Source organism: Hymenobacter segetis (genome assembly GCF_054776495.1).
This window is the reverse complement of sequence record NZ_BAAHBV010000001.1, coordinates 2,050,031-2,071,370: the sequence shown is the minus strand read 5'-3', so window position 1 is coordinate 2,071,370 and position 21,340 is coordinate 2,050,031. Positions and strand designations below refer to the sequence as shown.

Below are 21,340 nucleotides of genomic sequence, written 5' to 3'. Positions count from 1 at the left end.
AGGGCTACGCCGAGAACGACGAGCCGCAGCCGCAGGTGCTCTTGGCCTGGGGGTTGTTGAAAACGAAGCCACGGGCGTTGAGGCCGTCCTGGAAGTCAACTTCCATGCCCAGCACGTACATGGCGTGCTTTTTATCCATGATGAGCTTCAGGCCGTCGAGGTCGTAGGTTTCGTCGGCATCCTTGGCTTTGTCGAAGCCGAGCAGGTAACTCATGCCCGAGCAGCCGCCGCCCTGCACACCAATGCGCAGGCCGTAATCGGCCGGGACGTTCTTCTCCTGGATGATGTTTTTCACCTCCACTACGGCGCGGTCGGTGAGGGTAATGGGGGCGAGGGTGGCAACAGCAGCCATAATGATAAGACGATGTTAGGAACAGGTGGACAACAAAGATACAGCGGCAACCGGAGTAGCCCGCCGTAGCAAGTCGGATAGGAAACAGCAGTTGGGGCCCGGCGGTTCACGGCGTAAGTTTGCGGCCCCGTGCGGCATGCAAATGGGGGCGTCACAAGCCACGCGCACAGTTTTTACCTAGAGCTTCGTTTATTGATTCGCCGGCCCTAAAGCCGGCCTAATGTTATGGATTCGACTACTTATTTCTACGAGCTGCTCAAGATTATTCTGCCCGCCATCATCGTGGCTGCGGCCATTTATCTGCTGTTTAAGCAATTTCTGGAAAAGGAGCAGCAGCGCCGCCTGATTGAGCTGCGCCTCGAAAGCAACAAAACCACGCTGCCCCTGCGCCTGCAGGCCTACGAGCGCATCGTGCTGTTTCTGGAGCGCATCTCGCCCAACAACATCCTCGTGCGCCTGAGCAGCGCCGGCTCCACCGCGCCCGAGTTTCACCGCCTGCTCCAGCAGGAAATCCGGGCCGAGTACGAGCACAACCTGTCCCAGCAGGTCTACATCTCGGCTGATGCTTGGACGCTGGTCAAAGAAGCCAAAGAAAACGTGCTCACGATGGTCAACCGCGCTTTCCACGGCATGCAGAACCCGGCGCAGTCACGCGGCACCGAACTGGCCAAGCGTATCCTCGAAGGCCTGATGATGGACGGTGCCGAGCCCACCGCTCAGGCACTGGCCGTGGTGAAGAACGAGGCGTCCGGGCTGTTTTAACGCCTGTCATTGCGAGTGGAGCACAGCGGAACGCGGCAATCCGTCCTGTCAAAACCTTTTACCAGAAAGCCCCGACACTTTGCAGTATCGGGGCTTTCTATTGTTGAAAAAAGGACTTTGTCACATCTCGGGGTTGGTCGCATCAAGAGGACGGATTGCCGTGCTTCGCTCGCAATGACAATCGGACCCTACGCCGTCACGCTCACCGCCTCAATGGCGTTGCGGTAGCACTCCTCATAAAGCGGCACAATATTCTCCACGGCAAACTCCTCAGCCCGGGCGCGGGCAGCGGCTTTGAAGCGTGGCAGGTTCTCGTCATCCAGCACGTAGAGGGCATTTTTCACCATGTCAGCCACGTCGCCGATGTCGCTAATCATGCCCGTTACGCCGTGCACGTTCAGCTCGGGAATGCCGCCGGCATTGGTGCTCACTACGGGCACTTCGCAGGCCATGGCTTCGAGGGCGGCGAGGCCGAAACTCTCGTTTTCTGAAGGCATCAGGAACAGGTCGCCCACACTCAGTACTTCTTCTACGGCTTCGAGCTTGCCCAGGAAGCGCAGGTCGCGGTGTACATCAAGGTCGCGGGCCAGTTTTTCCATGCGGTTGCGGTCGGGGCCGTCGCCTACGAGCAGCAGCTTGGCCGGGATTTTCTCCCGCACGCCCACAAAAATTCGCAGCACGTCTTCCACCCGCTTCACGGTGCGGAAGTTGCTGGTGTGTATCAAAAGTTTCTCGCCTTCAGGTGCGATGGCGGCCCGGAAATGGCTTTTCTCCTGCTTCTTGAAACGGTGCAAGTCGATGAAGTTCGGAATGACCATGATGTCCTTCTCGATGGCGAAATACTCGTAAGTTTCGCGCCGCAAATCGGCCGACACCGACGTTACGCCGTCGCTTTGGTTGATGCTGAAGGTCACCACCGGTTCAAAGCTGGCATCCTTGCCCACGAGGGTAATATCGGTGCCGTGCAGCGTGGTCACCACCGGAATCTGGATGCCACGCGAGCGCAGAATCTGCTTGGCCATGTAGGCTGCCGAGGCGTGCGGAATGGCGTAGTGAACGTGCAGCACATCAAGCTTTTCGTTCTGCACAATGTCGACCATCTTGCTGGTCAGCGCCAGTTCATAAGGTGGAAACTGAAACAGTGGATACGCCGGCACATATACCTCGTGATAGAAGAGGTTTTCGTTGAAAAAGTCGAGCCGCACCGGCTGGCTATAGGTGATAAAATGCACGCGGTGGCCGCGCTGGGCCAGGGCTTTGCCCAGTTCCGTGGCTACCACGCCGGAGCCGCCAAAGGTGGGATAACAAACGATGCCGATGTTCATAGAAAATGCTGTTGCGCTTAGCGAACCAGAAAAGCGGCGCATTGTTGCGCCAGCGGCCGGGTGTGCTGGTTGACGGACGAAGCGTAGTTTTACTTACTACGACTACGCTGTACGAGAGAATAGCGGCATTCGTACCATCCGTACCAACAGATATTCCTGTTAGTCGCAACTGTCTTAAAATGTTGCACAAAAGTGTGCATACAGCAGAGCTGCGAAAAGGGATGTGTGGTTTATGACAAATAGTTTGCAGGTATTCAGCTTCACCAAAACCTTACGATGCTCCTGCAATACTGCATGAATTATTCTCGAACGCTCAGGTCATTCAGTAGCGAATAAACCAATGGTTTGGCCTCAGCAACAGCCTGATGTATGGCCAAACTCACACACCTTGGCGGCCTGCTGGCGGCCGGAGCCCTCTTGCTGCCGCCCGGCCGGGCCGCCGCTCAAATTGGGGCCGAAGCTCAGGGCGGCAAGCTCACCACCTGGGTCGCCTTCGGGCTCGACAAGGAGCTTTCGGAGCGCTGGGCTTCAGTGACGGACATTGGCTTTGGGCGGCACAGCGACCCCACCGGCGACCTGAACCCGGTGAAGCGGCAGGGTCTTTTCGTGCTGACGCAGGATTTCATTTACCGGCTGAGCCCGCACTGGCGCACGGCCATCTCGGTCGGCTATTGGCGGCGCAATTCCTATCAGGAAGACGCGCCTTACGAGGCCAGTCAGCCCAACGAATACCGCAATGAGCTGCGGCCATTTCAGAAACTCTACTACGATGTGAAGTTTGGCAAGGTGCTCTTCACCAATACGCTACGGGCCGACTACCGGTTTTATTTCACGCCTGCCTTCGAACGCTGGCCCACACCGTTCGAGTTTCGGGCCCGCGAGATGGTAAACGCCAAAATCCCGCTCGATGCGGACCATCGCCACTGGGTTATTCTCAACGATGAAGTGCTGACGGCTTCCGATGACTACAGCGCCGGTACTGCCGAAAAAATGGGGCACCAATGGAGCCCCTACAAACTCACCGAAAACCGCGCCTCCATCTACTACCGCCGCAGTTTTCCTGAGCACCAGCTCGACTGGGACATTGGCATCATGTACCAGTATTGGCGCGAAACCCAACAGTCGGCGTTCAATACGAGCTACAATCTGATGATGGATTTCATTATTAAATAGGCCATTACCTTAACGGGGCCATGACTGCAAAGTCATGGCCCCGTTAAGGTATTTACAGGTCAGAAAACCTTATTTCTGCGAGGCTGTGGCTGGCAGCTTCTTCGTGTTTTCCGCTGCCATCGCCTTATAGATAACCTCCTGAATGCGCGTGCGGATGTTGTACTGACGCAGCTTGTTATTGCCGGCATCGGGGTATACGCGGTTGGATAGGAAGATGTAGAGAATGTTGTTATCCGGGTCCATCCACACGCAAGTGCCCGTGAAGCCGGTGTGGCCGAAGGTGCTGGCCGGCGAAAGGTTGCTGGTGGGGCCTTCGGGCTTGCTGGGGTCGCCGTGGTCCCAGCCCAGACCGCGCCGGCTGCCGGCAGTTTGAGGCCGTGCAAACTCTGTCACCACCGGCGACTGGAAGTAATGGGTGCCGCCGTAGTTGCCGTTTTGCAGGTTCATCTGCATCAGGACGGCCAGGTCGTTGGCGGTAGCGAAGAGGCCGGCGTGGCCGCCCACGCCGCCCACGAGAGCGGCCGTCTGGTCGTGCACCGTGCCTTGCAATTGCTCGCGGCGGTAGTAAGTGTCGTTTTCGGTGGGCGCGATGCAGCTTTTGGGGAAGCGTTGCAAGGGGTTGTACGTCATACTACCTAGCCCCAGCGGACGGTAAAAATTATCCTCCAGAAAATTCTCAATCGGCTGCTTGAGAATTTTTTCGCACACGCGCTTCATCACGATGAAGCTCAGGTCCGAATATTCCGTGGGGTATCGATTCTTGATTTTCGGAAGCAGGCTGGAGCGCATCGTCCAGGCCCAGACGGAATCGTCGGCGGCTTTGGTGCTGTATTCGCCGGGCGCTACTTCGTTGGGAAAATCGTCGGAGCGGGCGCTGGCGTAGAATGCGGACTTGAACTGGCCATCGCGCAGGGTGCGCTCCCACGTTGGGATGCCCGGCTTGAGGCCGGCCTGGTGCAGCAGCACGTCGCGCACGGTCATTTCGCGCTTGTTGGTGCGGGCCAACTCGGGCAGGTAGGTAGACACTTTCTCCTCGATATTCAGCTTGCCCTGGTCCTTGAGGTACATCACGGCTTGCAACGTACCGGCTACTTTGGTGACTGAAGCCAGGTCATATAATGTGCTGCTGGTCACGGGCTGCGACTGGTCGTAAGTGCAGTAACCGTAGCTCTGGTCAAATACCACGGTGCCGTTTTTGGCCACTAAAACCTGGCAGCCGGGAGCGGCGGCGTAGGTCTGGCTTTCAAGTGCAATGTTGTCAATCTGGGCAAGCACTCGCGAACTCAGGCCTTGGCTTTCGGGCACGGCGTAGCGCAGGCGGTGCAGGTCGGCGGTGGCAATGCCGAGGTTGGTTTTAAGCGTGGGCGATACCGTAACGGGCAATTTGCCCCGCCCCGGCAGCGCACCAAACAGCACCTGCGGCACCACCAATTGCGCCGCGTAATGGTCTTCATAGCCGCAAACCAACGTGCGGGCACCTTCCAGAAACTTCAGCGAATAGGCGTTGCCCATTGCTACCACCACCGTTTTGATGCGCTTATTGGCCTCCAGTTGCTTGATGAATTTCAGCGCCCCGTCGCCAATGCCATAGTTATGGCTGGGCGTGTTGTTCATGGCGTGCAGGCTCACTACCAACACATTATACCCTTGCAGGCGACTGCTGATGCGGGCAAACGTGCTGTCAGGCGCGTAGCGGTCGGGAACGGCGTACACTGGGCCGGGCTGGTACTTATTGAAAATGGTAGCATACGGCCCCTCCGCCTGCGTGCCGATGGTGATGGCCGCAATCCGCAACGTATCGAGCCGCTGGAAGGGGAGGAGTTGGTCGTCGTTTTTGGCGATGGTAACCGCGTGCTCGAAAATGCTCTGCGATAATACTTTCGAAGCCGGCAGATTCAGGCTGTCGCGCAGGGTGCGCAGGTTCACGGGCTGATAGTGATTCAGGCCAGCCCAGTATTTAGCCCGCAGAATTTTCTTGACGCGGAAGTCCAAATCAACCTGCGTGAGCTTGCCAGCGGCCACCGCCTCGCGGATGCGTAGCAGGGCCGATGGCACATCTTCCGAAAACAGCAGCACATCGTTGCCGGCGGCCAGGGCCAGGGCATCCAGCTCACCGTCTTTGTAGAGCTTGCTCACACTCTTCATGTTGAGCGCATCGGTGAAAACCAGGCCTTTAAAGCCCATCTTGTCCTTCAGCAAATCCGTTACCAGGGCGTGCGAAAGGGTGGTGGTTTTGGCATCCGTCGTATCAAACAGTGGCATGTAGAGGTGGGCCACAATCACGCCCATCACGCCGGCCTCAAACGACTGCTGAAACGGCACCAAATCCACTTTCGTCAGACGGGCCATGTCGGTATTAATTACCGGCAGCGAAACGTGTGAGTCGGTATCGGTATCGCCGTGGCCGGGGAAGTGCTTGGCCACCGCCATCACGTTGTTATCCTGCAAGCCCTTGATATACTGGATACCCAGCGTGGCCACCCGGTTCTGGTCCTCGCCAAACGAGCGGTTACCGATGACGGGGTTGCCGGGGTTGGAGTTCACGTCGAGCACCGGCGCGAAGTCGATGTGCACGCCCAGCGCCCGCATTTTGCGGGCAATGTCACGGCCCATCTGGTAGACGTATTTGGGGTCGTCCATGGCCCCCAGCGTCATCTGCTTGGCGAAGTGAGCCGAGGAATCGAGGCGCATGTCGAGGCCCCATTCGGCGTCCATGGCGATGAGCAGCGGCACTTTGGCGGCGGCTTGCAAGCGGTTGGCCATCAGAGCCTGGCGCTTGGGGCCGCCCTGCATAAACATCACGCCACCAATGCCTTGATTGCGTACCAAGCGCTCGATGCGCTCGACGTGGCTGCGGTCTTTATTGGAATACGCGGCCACCATGAACAGCTGGCCCAGACGCTGGTCGGGGGTGAGGGCGTTAAATACGCTGTCGACCCAGGCCGTCTCCACCGGGCCGGAAGGCAGCGGGTCGGCGGGCATTTTTTTTACTTCGGCAAACGACAGCAACAGTCCCGCCGCCAACAGCAGGGCTGCCATGGTAAGCTGGAAAGGGATGCGCATCAGCCCCGTAGGGTTGGTGGGTTGATTCAAGGGGCAAACGGGCCGCGGGGGCCGTACTTTTGTCGTGAGTAACAACGGAACCCGCCGGCCGGGTTTGGAGGTTCCAAACCTGACCGGCTCCGGTGCGAAACTCAACGGTGCGAGCCGTAAAATTTTGCACTGGAACTCCGCTATTTAGCCGCAAAGGTACGCAACAAACCCCCGCGCGGGTTCACAACGCGGCCATTTTATGGTTATTGTTGGGCACGTTTCCGCTTGTTTACGTGCTGATTAGCTCTTTTCGTTTCTTCGGCGCGCGCCTTCGTCCGCGCTAATGCTTATGCCTGATATCATTCACCTGCTTCCCGAATACCTCGCCAATCAAATTGCGGCCGGCGAGGTGGTGCAGCGCCCCGCCTCGGTGGTGAAGGAGCTGCTGGAAAATGCCGTCGATGCCGGTGCCACTCAAGTGCAACTCATTGTGAAAGAGGCCGGCAAGCAGTTGGTGCAGGTGGTGGACAACGGCGCGGGAATGAGTCCTACCGACGCCCGTATGAGCCTGGAGCGCCATGCCACCAGCAAAATCCGCTCGACTGAAGATTTATTCAAAATCCGCACCCTTGGCTTCCGGGGCGAGGCGCTGGCCAGCATCGCGGCCGTGGCGCAGGTCGAAATCCGAACCAAGCAGCCCGAACAGGATACCGGCACTTTGATTCTGGTTGAGGGTTCGCAAATCACCAGCCAGCAACCCACGGCCTGCCCGGATGGTACCAGCATCGCCGTTAAAAACCTGTTTTTTAACGTGCCTGCCCGGCGCAACTTTCTCAAGAGCAATGCCGTGGAGATGCGGCACATTCTGGATGAGTTTCAGCACGTGGCGCTGGCCAATCCGCAAATTGCGTTTTCGCTGTATCAGAATGAGCTGGAAGTTTTTGGCCTGCCGGCCGGCAAGCTGAGCCAGCGCATTGTGGCGCTGTTGGGCAACGGCTACAAGGAGCAGCTGGCGGCCTGCGAGGAGGTGACGCATTCCATTTCGGTGCGCGGCTTCGTGGGTAAGCCGGAGTCGAGTAAGAAAAGCCGGGGCGACCAGTTTTTCTTCGTGAATAACCGGTTTATCCGTTCGGCCTACCTCAACCACGCCGTGCTGGCGGCTTACGAAGGCCTGCTGGCCCGCGACACGCACCCGTTCTACGTGCTGTTTCTGGAGCTTGACCCCAAGGCCATCGACATCAACGTGCACCCGACCAAGACGGAAATCAAGTTTGAGGACGAGAAAACCGTATATGCCGTAGTGCGCGCCGCCGTGAAGCAGAGCCTGGGCCTGCACAACATCGCGCCCTCACTGGACTTCGATGGTGACGTAAATTTCGCGCCCATCCGCCCGCTACGGGCCGGCAAAGGCACAGGCGGCATCCCTACCGAAGCCGACGACCACCTGCCCGCCGCTACCCCACTAGCCCGCGCCGCCAGCTCCGACGGCTACCGCCCCGACGACATGGGTGGCCCTGCCGCCCGTACCTCCAGCCACTCCGGCTTCTCCAGTTTCAACCCCGAAACCCGCCGCGACGGCTTCGAGCGCCAAGTGCCGCCGCGCCCCACCGAGCAGGCCCGCCGCGAGCTCGAAGCCTTCTACCGCGAGCTGGGCCAGCCCGTGCGCGACAACGCGAGCATCGATGCCGTCACCGTTCGCAGCTTTGAAACGCCCGCGCCAACGGTGCCGGGAGAAACGTTTGCTGCTGGTTTTCCTGTGCGAGATGTTGTCGCGAATAGCCCGGCCGAGCTTTTATTGGGTCTGAATTTGCCCGAAGTGCCAGCCAGCCGGACTGCACCGGCCCGCGATGGCAGCGGCGCAGGCAGCCGCGCCGTGCAGGTGCAGCAGCGCTTCGTGCTGGTGCCGGTGAAGTCGGGCGTGCTGCTGATTGACCAAGAGGCGGCCCGCGAGCGCATTCTCTACGAGCAGTACCGGCAGGAGCTGGGCCGGGCCGTGGGCACGTCGCAAACGCTGCTGTTTCCGCGCACGGTCACGTTTTCGCCGGCAGACTTCGCCGTGCTGCGCGAGCTTACCGAGCCGCTGCACGCGCTGGGCTTCATCTTTAACGAGTTCGGGCCGAGCACCATTGCCGTGGAAGCCATTCCGGCCGGGATGCCCGCGCAGGACGAAAAGGAGCTGCTGGAAAGCCTCATCGAGCAGTTCCGGACCACGGCGGGTCCGCTCAAGCTCGACCAGAGCGAGAGCCTGGCCCGCGCCCTAGCCCGCCGCGTAGCCGCCGGCACGGCCGCCACCCGTCTGCCCGAATCCGAGCTCAATGCGCTGGCCGACCGCCTCTTCGCCTGCCAAACCCCCGGCTACACCCCCGACGGCCGCAAAACCCTCGTACTCCTCGATGGCCAGCAGCTGGCCGACTTCTTCCGTAAATAAGGCTCAGCCGCGAAGCTCTCGCGGTACCTACTTTCGCTGCATGTTCAATCTCACTCCCACGGTTCGCAATTTGTTGATTGCGAACGTTCTGTTTCTCGTTGCCCAGCAAAGCCTGTTGCCGCTCATCACCCAGGTCGGCAGCCTGTATCCCATCGGCTCGCCGTACTTTTTTCCCTGGCAGTTCTTTACCTACATGTTCCTGCACGCCGGCTGGGGGCACCTCATTTCCAATATGTTCGGTCTGATTTCCTTCGGGCCGCTGCTGGAGCAGCGCTGGGGCGCGTCGCGCTTTCTCACCTTCTGGCTGATTTGCGGCGTGGGTGCCGGCCTGCTCTACGAAGGCGTGCGTGGCTACGAAATGCACAAGATGGAAGTGGCGCGGCAGGAGTTTCACCAGTCGCCCACCGGCGGGGATTTTGCCAATTTCTTTCGTTCCTATTTCCCCGATGCCACCGGCTACGAAAGCCTGGCCGGTGCGCTGGAGCGCAACCCGCAAAACGCTGAGTACATCAATGCTGCCACCCGCGCCGTGGACGGCGCTGTTATCGAAACCCGTGACTCGCCCAATGGCGGGATGCTGGGCGCGTCGGGCGCACTGTTCGGCATCCTCTTCGCCTTCGCCTATCTGTTTCCGAATACGGAATTGATGTTGCTCTTCTTTCCGTTTCCCATCAAAGCGAAGTATTTTGTGTTCCTGTACGCCGTGTATGAGTTGTACGCGGGCGTGCATCGCACCCCCGGCGACAATGTGGCCCACTTTGCTCACCTCGGCGGCCTGCTGATTGGCTTCATCGTCCTCAAATTCTGGGAGCGCGGCCGGGAACGGTTTTATTAAGGATTGGTTGTTAAAATAACCGGGCCGCGCAGGCGGCGAATCCGTTTAATTCGTAGCATCAGTTTACTTCCCGATACGTGCCATGAGCATCGTTCAAGACATCCGCACCGCCTTCAGCCAACGCGACAATGCCCTCATGCAGCTCATTATGCTCAATGTGCTGGTGTTTGCGGGCCTGATTGTGGTGCAGGCCGTGATGACTATCACCAGCAGTAGCGGGTATTTCCCGCTGCTGCTACGCCAGTTTGAGCTGTCGTCGGCGCTGCCGGAATTCATTCGCCACCCCTGGACCGTCCTCACCTACGCCTTCACGCACACCACCTACCAGAAAAGCTTCTTCGACGGCCTGCTGCACATCCTGTTTAACATGCTGAACCTGTACTGGTTCGGGCAGCTCATCCGCGAATACCTCGGCAACCGCCGGCTCGTGAGCATCTACATTCTAGGGGCGCTGGCGGGCGCGGCCTTCTTCCTGCTCAGCTTCAACCTGATTCCTGCTTTCCAGCCCGGCCTGGGCAGCCCCATGAACGGCGCGTCGGCGGCAGTTTCGGCCATTATCGTAGCGGCGGCCACGCTGCTGCCCGACTACACGTTCATGGTCATCCTCATCGGCCCGGTAAAAATTAAGTGGATTGCGGCCGTGGTGATTCTGCTATCGCTCGCGGGCCTTAGTGGTGGCAACCCGGGCGGCATGATGGCCCACCTGGGCGGGGCCTTGCTGGGCTTCGTATTTATCAAGCAACTGCAAAACGGCCGTGATTTGGGCCGGCCGGTGCAGGCCATCGGCAACTGGTTCAGCAACCTCACCAGCCCGCGCCCGGCCATGCGCGTGAGCAGCACCACGCGCCGCCCCGAGCCCGTAGCGGCTTCCTCCATGAGTGGCAGCAAGAAGCCCGCCGCCCCTGGCCAGCCTTTGCAGGACGAAATCGACAGCATTCTGGACAAGATTTCGCGCTCTGGCTACGAGAGCCTTTCCAAGGAAGAGAAACAGAAACTCTTCCGCGCCAGCCAGCAGTAACCGGCGCAGTTTACGCGCTGTGCAGCCAGGCTTTGGCTAATTCTACGTCCTGAAACAGCCGTATTTCGAATTGGTGACCCACCCGCGTGACCATTTCAGCCGCCGAGGCCTGGCCAAAAATGCCGGGTGAGACAATGTGCGCGAAACGTTTCAGGCCCAGCACCATCACCTGCGGCATCCAGTTCTCCGCAATCCAGTCGTTGGCCGAACTCCATGAGCCGATGACTTCGCGGTTATCATTTAGCATGTGGGCGCACCGGTTTTCCCGCAGGAAATCGATGGTGGCCTGGCAGCCCTGGATAACTTTTTCGGTGGGCAGCACACCCGTCCAGTTGTTGTAAATCCATTGATTGGCCGCATCGAATTCGATGGTTAAGAACACCTTATCGAACGAATTGGTCAGGGATTTTTTCATGAAGGTAGTAAGGCAGGTGGGCAGGAATATTGCAAAGTAAGCAGATTAATTCACCATCTCACATTCAGGGCTGCGAAGAAAAGGATAGTCACAAAAAAAGGCCGATGCTATGCAGCATCGGCCTTTTTTACAACAATCAAAACTGTTTAAGCATGCTGAGCGCTGCTCATTTTGTCGAGCGCATCCATCACCTCTTTCACGTGGCCGCGCGAGGTTTCGAGCATGGCTTTCTCTTCGTCGTTGAGCTGGAGCTCAATCACGCGCTCCACGCCGTTTTTGCCGAGGATAACCGGGGCACCGAGGTACACGCCGTTGATGCCGTACTCGCCTTGCAGCTCCAGGCACACGGGGAACACGCGGCGCTGGTCGCGCACGATGGCCTCCACCATTTGAGCGGCGGCCGCGCCGGGCGCGTACCAGGCCGAAGTACCCATGAGCTTCACCAGCTCGCCGCCGCCCACGGCGGTGCGCTGCACGATGGCGTCAAGCTTCTCTTTGGAAATCAGTTCGGTAACCGGAATGCCGCCCACGGTGGTGTAGCGGGGCAGGGGCACCATGGTGTCGCCGTGGCCACCCATGAGCACGGCCTGAATGTCTTTTGGGCTCACGTTCAGCTCGGCGGCCAGGAAGGCGCGGTAGCGGGCCGTGTCGAGGATGCCGGCCATGCCGAATACCTTTTCGCGGGGCAGCTTGGCGGTGAGGTGGGCCTGGTAGGTCATCACGTCGAGCGGGTTGCTCACCACGATGATGATGGCGTTGGGCGAGTGGGCCACTACCTGCTCGGTCACCGATTTCACGATGCCAGCGTTGGTGGCAATCAGGTCGTCGCGGCTCATGCCGGGCTTGCGGGGCAGGCCCGAGGTAATTACCACCACGTCCGAACCAGCGGTACGGGCGTAGTCGTTGGTCACGCCCACGGTGCGCGAGTCGTAGCCGATAATCGGAGCTTTCTGCCAGATATCGAGGGCTTTGCCTTCGGCGATGCCTTCCTTAATGTCAACCAGAATAATTTCGTTGGCAATTTCACGGGTGGCGAGCACATCGGCGCAGGTTGCGCCCACGTTGCCGGCTCCGACTACGGTAACTTTCATAGAAAAAGAATTGGGGGGTTGGAGTTTCGCGGGTAAAAGTACGGACGGGCCGCCCAAGCTTTCGTGAAAAAAGGCAAGTTTTTACCCAAGATGAAGTTCAGCAGTTAAATCGATTGCCCGGAAAGCCTACATCCGCTGCACCGTCAGCACCCGCTCAGAGGTTTCTTCTACCTTAAACCGGTCATCGACGCGCCAGCCCACCACCCAGCAGATTTTGCCATCGGCCGAGGTGAGCACGCGCACGTCATCTTTCAGGTTCAAGGGCACTTTCTGGTCGATGAGGAAGTCGCTGAGCAGCTTTTTCCCCTTCATGCCCAGCGGCATAAACCAGTCGCCTTCCTGCCATTTGCGCAGCGTGAGTGGGAATTTGATTTTGTCGGCGTCTAGCGCGGCCGTGCTTTTCGAGCGGGGAATAACGAAGTGCCGGGCATCGTCGTGCAGCTCGGCTTTCAGGCGCATGCCATCAGCCAGCAGGTCGGTCTGGCCCGCCGCCAGCTGGAATGTGCCGAACTGCGTGAGCCGGCGCGGCGTGATAACCAGGTGCTCCCGGTCCTTTACCAGCCGGTGCGTGGGCGAATCAAACTTCCGGCCCGACTCGCCGCCGAAAGCCGCCACAATGTCCTTCACCACCAGCCACGAAAAGCCGAATGGCCGCAGAATCTCGTGCAGCACCAGCGCCGTGGCGGCTGTTTTTTGCAGCGTGCTGATGTTCAGATAAGTCACTTCGGCCTCGTCGCGCCGGGCTTGGGCGGAGGTTTCCTCCACGTAGCGGCGCACGATTTCTTCGGCCCCGCCCACGCGCTCGGCGGTGCCGTGCATGGTCTGGTCGAGGTTGGGGTTGATTTCGCGCAGCACGGGCAGCACCTCGTGGCGCAGCAGGTTGCGCTGGTACACGGGGCTGTCGTTGCTGTCGTCTTCGCGCCAGCGCAGGCCGCGCTCCACTAAGTATTCGTGCAGGTCGTCGCGGCTCAGGCCCAGCAGCGGCCTAATGATGTATCCGTTTTTCACCTGGATGCCGTGCAGGCCAGCCAGCCCGGTGCCGTGCGTGAGGTTCAGCAGCATGGTTTCGGCCTCGTCGCGCTGGTGGTGCGCCGTGGCGATGTAAGCCAGCCCCTGTACCTGCCGCACCTGCTCAAACCAGCGGTAGCGCAGGAAACGAGCCGCCATCTGGGTCGAAATGCCTTCCTGCTCGGCGTAGGCTTTGGTCTGGAAAAACTCGGCGAAGTAGGGGAGGCCGTACTGCTTGGCCAGCTTGCGCACGAATTGCTCGTCGGCGTCGGCATCTTCGCCCCGCAGGCCGAAGTGGCAGTGCGCCACTGCCACCTGTGCGCCCAGCTTGTGCAGCACGTCCAGCATCACCACCGAATCGAGCCCGCCGCTTACCGCGACCAGAATGGGGTCATTTTCGATGGAAAATAGATTGTTTTCTTCAATGAAGCGGCGAACGGATTCCAGCATGATGCAACGGGCGGCCCAATGGGCCAGTATGTACTACGGTGCAAAGATGGCCGTTAGCGCGGCCTCCGTCCGTACCTTTGCGCCCTCAATGGCCGTCTTTCGCGTTTTTTTACTTCTGTGCCTGCTGGTGCCACTGCTGGGGCAGGCCCAGCGCCCCACGCCGCCGGCCACCCGGCCGCCGCAGACTGCCCCGGCGGGTCCGCGTTCTGGGACCAGTCAGCCCACCCCCAAAGGCTCACCCATCAAGCTGCTCACGGCTGGCGAGCTGGTAGGCGGTGATTTCAACGGGGTAAAAATCCGCAAGTTGATTACCAATGTCAGCTTTCAGCAGGACGATGTATTTCTGTACTGCGATTCGGCCTACCAATACCTGGAGCGCAATCAGGTAGAGGCGTTTAGCAACGTGCGCGTGGTGCAGAGCGACACCATGACTATCACCGGCGACCACGGCTTTTACGACGGTGCCCTGCGCACGGCCCGCATGACCGGCAACGTGGTGATGCGCGACCCGCGCATGACCTTGACCACGCCCAGCCTCGACTACGACCTGAACCGCAAAACGGCCTCCTACACCGAAACCGGCCACCTCACCGACCCGCAGAACACCCTCGACAGCCAGCAGGGTTTCTACGATACGAATTCCAAGGTGTTCGTTTTCAAGCAGAACGTGCACCTTGTAACGCCCGATTCAGAGCTGAACAACGACACGCTGCGCTACAACACCGTCAGCAAAATCGCCTACTTCAACGGTCCCACGCGCATCAAAGGCAAGCAAGGGAATCTGTATGCCGAAGGCGGCAATTATAACACCAAAACCCGCGTTTCGGACTTCAAGAAAAAAGCCAAAATCGACACGCCCAACTACCTGCTGGGCGGCGACCAACTGGTGTATGACGAGGTGAAACAGTACGGCGTGGCGCGCGGCCACGTCTCGCTCACTTCCAAGAAGGACAACTTGGTGCTGCGCGGCGATGCCGGCAGGTACTGGCGCGCCTTGGGCCGCACCAAACTCTACGGCGGTCGGCCGGTGGTGCGCAACATCGGCAGCCAGAAAGACACGCTTTACATGGCGGCCGACACGCTTATTAGCATCGAGGCCCGGCCCGGCCAGACCACCACGCGCACCATCCTCTACGCCTTCCCGAAGGTGCAGATTTTCCGGGGTAACCTCCAGGGAATCTGCGACTCACTAACTTACGACCGCCAGGACAGCATCATCTATCTCAACCGCGACCCGGTGCTGTGGCAGGCCAAAAACCAGCTCACCGCCGACTCCATCCAGATTCGTTCGAAGCGCGGCAAGGTGGACGAGATGCGCCTCTATTCCAATGCGTTTGCCGTGAATCAGGACACGCTCCTGAACTTTAACCAAACCAAGGGCCGCAACATGATGGCCTACTTCCGCGACAACAAGATGCGCCGTGTGGACGTGCTCGGCAACGCCGAAAGCATCTTCTACGCCCTCGACGGCGATACCGCCACCACCGGTATGAACCGCGTGCTCTCGGCCAACATGCGCCTGTTATTTCTTGATAACAAGCTAAATAAAATCTCCGTCCTCTCCAATCCCGAGGCCAAATTCATCCCGCCCCACGAGCTCAAGCCCGACGACGAGCGCCTGAAAGGCTACCAGTGGCGCGCCAAGGAACGGCCCACCCGTCGCCAGGTGTTGGGCAAACAATTTGACGACCGCCCCAAAAAGAAAGTCGTGAAGAAGAAAGTGGTGAAGAAAAAAGCCACTCCCGCCACCAAGCGCACGACCAAACCGAAGGCTAAAACGCCCGCCAAAATCACCGGCCCCAAGTCCGCTGCCCCGGCCCAACCCACCAAGCCAGTCAATAAACCGACTATTTCCGCGCCGGCCAAGCCAGCGGCCGCGACCACTCCTGTGCGGCGCTAGCTGCAACCATTGGTCCCTCGCCGGGCCTCTTCCTGGCAGTCGGGCCAGCCCCAGCCGCCGTCCGGTTTGCCTCCGCCGGCTCAAATCGTTACCTTTGCACCCCTTATGCCGATTTCCCGCCTCACGGTTCTGTTTCTGCTCGTTAGTACGCTCATTCTGGGCTCCTGCGCCAGTGGCTACCAACGCCTGCTGAAAAGCACCGACGTCAATAAAAAGTACGAAGCCGCCGTCAAGTACTATGACAAAGGCGACTTTTTCCGGGCCGGTACGCTGCTCGAAGACCTCATTCCGCTGCTGAAAGGCCGCCCCGAGGCCGAAAAAGCCCAGTTCTACTTCGCCAATACCAACTACAAGCAGCGTAACTACGTGCTGAGCGCCTTCTATTTCAAGTCGTTTACCGATACGTATCCGAATTCGGAGTATTCCGAAGAAGCCGCGTACCTGCACGCCAAGTCGTTGTTCCTCGACTCGCCGAGCTACGAGCTGGACCAGACTAACACGATATCAGCCCTAGAATCCATTCAGGATTTTCTGAACCGCTACCCCGAAAGCAAGTTCAAGGCCGAAACCGAGAACATGTCGCAGGAGCTCCAGCGCAAGCTGGAAAATAAGGCTTTCGAAAGCGCCCGCCTTTATTATCAGCTGCGCTACAATCAGGCAGCGGTGGTGGCGCTCACCAACTTCCAACTTAACTTCCCGGCCTCGGCCTACGCCGAACAAGCTGCGTTCCTGCGCCTGAGCGCCCAATATGCCTGGGCTAAGGAAAGCATCGAATCGAAGCAGCGGGAACGTTATTTGGATGCGGTAAGCTTCTACCAACAGTTCCTCGACACGTATCCGAAGAGCAAGAGCCTGAAAGCCGCGCAGGATATGTACGATTTCAGCCAAGCCGAGATTGTTCGCCTGAAGGCCGTGCCCACGGCCGGCGCCAACTAATTTGTCACTAAATCAGCCCATGAAACCTAATCCCAACACCCCGTCGAGCTCCATCATCACGCGCAATGTGGCCGACATCACAGGCGACAACGGCAACGTGTACGAGGCCATTGCTGTGATTTCGAAGCGTGCCAACCAACTGTCGGTGAAGCTGAAAGAAGAGCTGAACGACCGCCTTGCCGAGTTTGCCTCCACGGTTGATAACCTGGAAGAAGTGTTCGAAAACCGCGAGCAAATCGAAGTTTCCAAGCAGTACGAGCGCATGCCCAAGCCCACCAGCCTGGCCATCGAGGAGTTCCTGCAAGGCAAAATCTACTACTCCACGCCCGCGCCCGAAGAAGTTCCGGTGCCCCGCGAGCTGTTCTAAACGAACGACGGTAGTTCAATACTAGAACGTCATGCTGAGCGCAGCCGAAGCATCTCTACCGCAGTAGCAATCCAATCGAAAGGATTTACTATCACGGTAGAGATGCTTCGGTTGCGCTCAGCATGACGTTTTTTGATTTTATTCGGTGATGCCTGAAAACAGCAATCAGCAATCAGCTTCCTCTCTTGCCGGTCGGCGCATCCTGCTGGGTGTCAGCGGCAGCATTGCTGCCTATAAAGCCGCCCCGCTCATGCGCCTGCTCATTAAAGCCGGGGCCGAAGTGCAGGTTATCCTCACCGAAGCCGCCACGGCTTTCGTGACGCCCCTCACGCTGGGCACCCTCTCCAAAAAGCCCGTCCTGACGGGCTTTTTGCGTGATGCGGCGGCTGGTGAATGGCACAACCACGTCGAGCTGGGCCTCTGGGCCGATGCCTTTCTGATTGCGCCCGCCAGCGCCAACACCATCGGCCAGCTGGCCAATGGCCTGTGCCCCAATTTGCTATGCGCCGTGTATTTGTCGGCCCGCTGCCCGGTTTTCCTCGCCCCGGCCATGGATTTGGATATGTTTGCCCACCCGGCCGTGACGCAGAACCTGGCGCGGTTACGCTCCTTCGGCAACCACGTTTTTGACTCGCCCAGCGGCGAGTTGGCCAGTGGCCTCAATGGTCAGGGCCGCATGCTGGAGCCCGAGGATATTGTGGCGGAATTGGAGCGGTATTTCAATAAAATCGGGGCTAAATGAACGTCATGCTGAGCGTAGCCGAAGCATCTCTACCGTGCAACTAATCATTTACGATTACAACGAAGCGGTAGAGATGCTTCGGCTGCGCTCAGCATGACGTTCTTTGGGTTCGTTTTTCCTCAATCCATTTAATAGTTGATGCACGTTCTCCTCACGGCCGGCCCTACCTACGAACCGCTCGACCCCGTCCGCTTCCTCGGCAACCGCTCGACGGGCAAAATGGGCTACGCGCTGGCCGAAGCCTTTGCCGCGCACGGCGCCGACGTGACGTTGGTGAGCGGCCCCAGCCACCTGCCGGACCCCGCTAGCCCGCGCATCCGCACGGTGCGGGTAGAAACGGCGGCGGAGATGTTTGCCGCAGCGGCTGAAGTAGCGGCAGAAGCCGACGTTTGGGTTTTTGCGGCGGCCGTGGCCGACTACCGGCCGGCCCACGTCGCGGTCGATAAAATCAAGAAATCGGGCGAAACGCTGACGCTGGAACTGGTGAAAAACGTAGACATTGCCGCCACGCTCGGCCAGCGCAAGCGGGCTGAACAATTTGCCGTCGGTTTTGCGTTGGAGACGACGAACGAGCTGGCCCACGCCCAGGACAAGCTGCGCCGAAAAAACTTCGACCTCATCGTGCTGAATTCCTTGCGTGATGCGGGCGCGGGCTTCGGCCACGACACCAATAAGGTGACCGTGCTGGATGCGGCCGGCCAAATCGTTAATTTTGAGTTGCAGTCCAAAGCCGATGTGGCCCGCGGGCTGGTTAGCCTGATTCTGGCCCGTCTGGCCCCTTCCTCATGATGCGAAAATTCCTTGCCGCGCTGCCCGTATTTGTCCTGCTACTGCTGGCCGGCCCCGCTGCCCGCGCCCAGGAGCTGCTGGCCGAAGTGCGTGTGTCGACCGAAAACGTTACGATTTCGGACCCCACCATCGTCACGCAGATGCAGAACGACATCCGCACCTTCCTCAACAACCGGGCGTGGACTACGCAGACCTACCGCCCCGAGGAACGAATCCGGCTGAAAATTTTTGTCGGCATCACGGCCATCCCGCAGAACGGTACTTACAATACCACCATGCGCCTGATTTCGACGCGCCCGGTGTACGGTACTGGCTACGAAACCAACGTGGTGAGCATCGTCGACCGCAATTTCAACTTCAATTACTCGCCGCAGAATCCGCTGGATTTTTCGCCCAACAGCTTCGTTTCCAACCTGTCGTCGCTGCTGGGGTATTATGCCTACCTCGTTATCGGGATTGACCGCGACACGTATGCCCGGCTGGGCGGCACACCGTACTATGAGCTGGCCCGCAATGTGGTCAACTACTCGGCCAACCAGACGCAGACCAACGAAACCGACGAAGGCTGGCGCGGCAGCGGCTCGCGCGAGCGCCACTTCATCCTCGACAATCTGACCGACCCGCAGCTCGAAGCTTTCCGCACGGGGCTCTACGGCTACTACCGCCAGGGAATGGACATCTTCATCGAAAAGCCTGAAGAAGCCCGCACCTCGGTGATGGCGGCCCTAACCGGTGTGCAGAAAGCCGCCCTCACGCGCCCGGGGACCTTATTTGCCCGCGCTTTTTTCGATGCGAAGTCGGATGAAATCGCCAATATTTTCCGCACTAGTCAGGACCAGCAGCAGAAGCAGCAGCTCGTGACCATGCTCACGGAAGTAGACCCGACGAATTCGGCAAAATATCAAACGGTACTGAAGTAAATTATGAATTATAAATTGTGAATTATGAGTTGCCATTAGGGTGATTCTCTAATTCATAATTCATAATTCAACATTCATAATTAACTATAATGTTAGTCGATTTACGGATTAATAACTACGCGCTGATTGAGCAGCTGGAGCTGCGTCCGTCGCCATTGTTGAACATTATTACGGGTGAAACCGGAGCTGGTAAATCCATTATGCTGGGCGCTATTGGCCTGCTGCTGGGCAACCGGGCTGATTCGCGGATGCTCTTTGATACCGAACGCAAATGCGTGATTGAAGGGCAATTTGATATTGCCAATTACCAATTGCAGGATATTTTCGAGGCCGAGGATTTGGACTACGACACGCACTGCATTTTGCGGCGTGAAATCAGCCCGAATGGCAAGTCGCGCGCTTTTGTAAACGACACGCCGGTAACGCTGGAAGCCCTGCGAAAAATTGGCGCTAATTTGATGGATATTCACTCGCAGCACGACACGCTGCTGCTGGGTGATGGGGTTTTTCAATTGAATCTGCTGGATTTGTATGCCGGGCTGGTGCCGCAGCGCACCATGTACAGCCACGCTTTTCGGCAGTACCGCAAGCTCGAAACTGATTTGCAGGCGTTGGAAAGCCAGGCGGCCCAGGCCAGCAAGGAGCTGGACTACAATAGTTTCTTGCTGAATGAGCTGGAAGAAGCCCGCCTCGATACCGAAGACCAGGAGGCGCTGGAGCAGGAAATAAAACAGCTGGAGCACGCCGAGGAAATCAAATACAAGCTGAGCCAGACGCTGCACGGCCTACGCGACAGCGAAACCTGCGCCACTGGCAACCTCAAGGAAGCCGTGGGCCTGCTGGGGCAGGTGGCGAGCTACGCCGATAACTTCAAGGAGCTGCGCGAGCGCCTCAACAGCTGCCTGATTGAGTTGCACGACATTGCCGACGAGGTGGAAACCGCCGAGCGCCGCACCGAGGGCGACCCCGCCCGTGCCGAGGAGCTGCAAGACCGCCTGAATGTGCTTTACACTCTCCAACGCAAGCACCAGGCCCGTGACTTGTCTGCACTCATAGAGGTGCGCGACAGCCTGCGCCAGAAAGTAAGCTCGGTGCTGAGCCTGGACAAGGAAATTGCCCGCTTGCGTAAGGATTCGGATGCCGCGCTGGCTGCTGTTACGAAGCAGGGGAATAAGCTCTCGGAAAGCCGGCGCAAGTCGTTTCCGCATTTTGAGAAGCAGCTGGGGCTGCTGCTGGCCGATTTGGGCATGCCGCACGCCCGCATTGTGGTGCAGCACAGTACCGGCACGCCGGCCACCAGCGGCATCGACGTGGTGAGCATTCTTTTCACCGCCAACAAGGGCGCGCAACCCCAGACGCTAAGCAAGGCGGCCTCGGGTGGCGAGTTTTCGCGCCTTATGCTGTGCATTAAGTACATGCTGGCCGATAAGACGGCTTTGCCCACGATTGTATTCGACGAGATTGACACCGGTATTTCGGGCGAAATTGCGGTGAAAGTGGGGCGCATGATGCAGCAGATGGCCCAGAAGCACCAGCTCGTGGCTATTTCGCACCTGCCGCAGATGGCGGCGGCCGGCGACGTGCATTACTTCGTGTACAAGGAAGACCGCGCCGACCGCACTGTGAGTCGCATTCGTGAACTGAACCAGGACGACCGCATCAAGGAAATCGCGCACATGATTGCGGGGGCTAAGCCCAGCGAAAACGCCTTCCAGAGCGCCCGCGAACTGCTGGCACTGCGGGGCGAAGTAGTAAATGAGCAAGTGAGTAAATGAGTAACTTGCCGCCCAAATCAG

At 58.8% G+C, this 21,340-nt stretch carries 18 protein-coding genes; 12 read left to right on the top strand and 6 right to left on the bottom strand.

The annotated features are described in order from the left end of the window. Window positions 1-4: 4 nt before the first annotated feature. On the bottom strand, window positions 5-352 hold the full coding sequence (locus ACYU70_RS08580; protein ID WP_168675019.1) for a HesB/IscA family protein: 348 nt from the start codon (window positions 350-352) through the stop codon (window positions 5-7). Between the two features lie 225 nt (window positions 353-577). Between ACYU70_RS08580 and ACYU70_RS08575 the strand changes: the two genes are divergently transcribed. After that, entirely contained in the window at window positions 578-1,114 is a 537-nt protein-coding gene (locus tag ACYU70_RS08575; protein WP_342300889.1) for a DUF7935 family protein, read from the top strand. Between the two features lie 188 nt (window positions 1,115-1,302). Here the strand turns inward: ACYU70_RS08575 and bshA are convergent, their stop codons facing one another. Continuing rightward, window positions 1,303-2,439, bottom strand: coding sequence for an N-acetyl-alpha-D-glucosaminyl L-malate synthase BshA (gene bshA, locus ACYU70_RS08570; RefSeq protein WP_342300887.1), 1,137 nt, complete (start codon window positions 2,437-2,439; stop codon window positions 1,303-1,305). Between the two features lie 369 nt (window positions 2,440-2,808). Between bshA and ACYU70_RS08565 the strand changes: the two genes are divergently transcribed. Then, the gene (locus ACYU70_RS08565; RefSeq protein ID WP_342300885.1) at window positions 2,809-3,612 is read left to right on the top strand and encodes a DUF2490 domain-containing protein; all 804 of its coding nucleotides are present in this window, start codon (window positions 2,809-2,811) and stop codon (window positions 3,610-3,612) included. Window positions 3,613-3,681: 69 nt separating this feature from the next. On the opposite strand, the gene ACYU70_RS08560 is transcribed toward ACYU70_RS08565, so the two are convergent. Continuing rightward, complete coding sequence (locus ACYU70_RS08560; protein WP_342300884.1) at window positions 3,682-6,705, bottom strand: glycoside hydrolase family 3 N-terminal domain-containing protein; 3,024 nt, start codon at window positions 6,703-6,705, stop codon at window positions 3,682-3,684. Between the two features lie 289 nt (window positions 6,706-6,994). Here ACYU70_RS08560 and mutL point away from each other — a divergent pair, with 289 nt between their 5' ends. The 3 genes from mutL (at window position 6,995) to ACYU70_RS08545 (ending at window position 10,926) form a co-directional block, all read left to right on the top strand. After that, on the top strand, window positions 6,995-9,073 hold the full coding sequence (gene mutL / locus ACYU70_RS08555) for a DNA mismatch repair endonuclease MutL (protein WP_342300883.1): 2,079 nt from the start codon (window positions 6,995-6,997) through the stop codon (window positions 9,071-9,073). 40 nt (window positions 9,074-9,113) lie between these two features. Then, entirely contained in the window at window positions 9,114-9,908 is a 795-nt protein-coding gene (locus tag ACYU70_RS08550; RefSeq protein ID WP_342300881.1) for a rhomboid family intramembrane serine protease, read from the top strand. 82 nt (window positions 9,909-9,990) lie between these two features. Further along, window positions 9,991-10,926 carry a rhomboid family intramembrane serine protease gene (locus ACYU70_RS08545; protein WP_342300879.1) on the top strand — a complete coding sequence of 312 codons (936 nt, stop codon included), beginning with the start codon at window positions 9,991-9,993 and terminating at the stop codon, window positions 10,924-10,926. A 10-nt stretch (window positions 10,927-10,936) separates the two neighbouring features. Here the strand turns inward: ACYU70_RS08545 and ACYU70_RS08540 are convergent, their stop codons facing one another. From ACYU70_RS08540 to tilS, 3 genes are all read right to left on the bottom strand, one after another. After that, the gene (locus tag ACYU70_RS08540; protein WP_460615958.1) at window positions 10,937-11,341 is read right to left on the bottom strand and encodes a hypothetical protein; all 405 of its coding nucleotides are present in this window, start codon (window positions 11,339-11,341) and stop codon (window positions 10,937-10,939) included. Window positions 11,342-11,487: 146 nt separating this feature from the next. After that, the gene (gene mdh, locus ACYU70_RS08535) at window positions 11,488-12,432 is read right to left on the bottom strand and encodes a malate dehydrogenase (RefSeq protein ID WP_342295623.1); all 945 of its coding nucleotides are present in this window, start codon (window positions 12,430-12,432) and stop codon (window positions 11,488-11,490) included. Between the two features lie 126 nt (window positions 12,433-12,558). Further along, window positions 12,559-13,890: a tRNA lysidine(34) synthetase TilS gene (tilS, locus tag ACYU70_RS08530; RefSeq protein WP_342295622.1), complete on the bottom strand. Its 1,332-nt coding sequence runs from the start codon at window positions 13,888-13,890 to the stop codon at window positions 12,559-12,561. Window positions 13,891-13,978: 88 nt separating this feature from the next. Between tilS and ACYU70_RS08525 the strand changes: the two genes are divergently transcribed. The 7 genes from ACYU70_RS08525 to recN all read left to right on the top strand — a co-directional run bounded on the left by ACYU70_RS08525 (window position 13,979) and on the right by recN (window position 21,319). Continuing rightward, window positions 13,979-15,790 (top strand): OstA-like protein, encoded by a 1,812-nt coding sequence (locus tag ACYU70_RS08525; RefSeq protein WP_342295621.1) that lies wholly within the window; start codon window positions 13,979-13,981, stop codon window positions 15,788-15,790. Between the two features lie 105 nt (window positions 15,791-15,895). After that, complete coding sequence (locus ACYU70_RS08520; protein WP_342295620.1) at window positions 15,896-16,726, top strand: outer membrane protein assembly factor BamD; 831 nt, start codon at window positions 15,896-15,898, stop codon at window positions 16,724-16,726. A 19-nt stretch (window positions 16,727-16,745) separates the two neighbouring features. Then, complete coding sequence (locus ACYU70_RS08515) at window positions 16,746-17,093, top strand: DNA-directed RNA polymerase subunit omega (protein WP_342295619.1); 348 nt, start codon at window positions 16,746-16,748, stop codon at window positions 17,091-17,093. Between the two features lie 148 nt (window positions 17,094-17,241). Next, window positions 17,242-17,835: a flavoprotein gene (locus tag ACYU70_RS08510; protein ID WP_425293312.1), complete on the top strand. Its 594-nt coding sequence runs from the start codon at window positions 17,242-17,244 to the stop codon at window positions 17,833-17,835. A 138-nt stretch (window positions 17,836-17,973) separates the two neighbouring features. Then, window positions 17,974-18,624 carry a phosphopantothenoylcysteine decarboxylase domain-containing protein gene (locus ACYU70_RS08505; RefSeq protein ID WP_425293311.1) on the top strand — a complete coding sequence of 217 codons (651 nt, stop codon included), beginning with the start codon at window positions 17,974-17,976 and terminating at the stop codon, window positions 18,622-18,624. Beyond that, window positions 18,621-19,544 carry a type IX secretion system protein PorD gene (gene porD, locus ACYU70_RS08500; RefSeq protein WP_342295618.1) on the top strand — a complete coding sequence of 308 codons (924 nt, stop codon included), beginning with the start codon at window positions 18,621-18,623 and terminating at the stop codon, window positions 19,542-19,544. The genes ACYU70_RS08505 and porD overlap by 4 nt, the downstream gene beginning before the upstream one ends. A gap of 89 nt (window positions 19,545-19,633) precedes the next feature. After that, entirely contained in the window at window positions 19,634-21,319 is a 1,686-nt protein-coding gene (gene recN / locus ACYU70_RS08495) for a DNA repair protein RecN (RefSeq protein WP_342295617.1), read from the top strand. The last annotated feature ends 21 nt before the right edge of the window (window positions 21,320-21,340 follow it).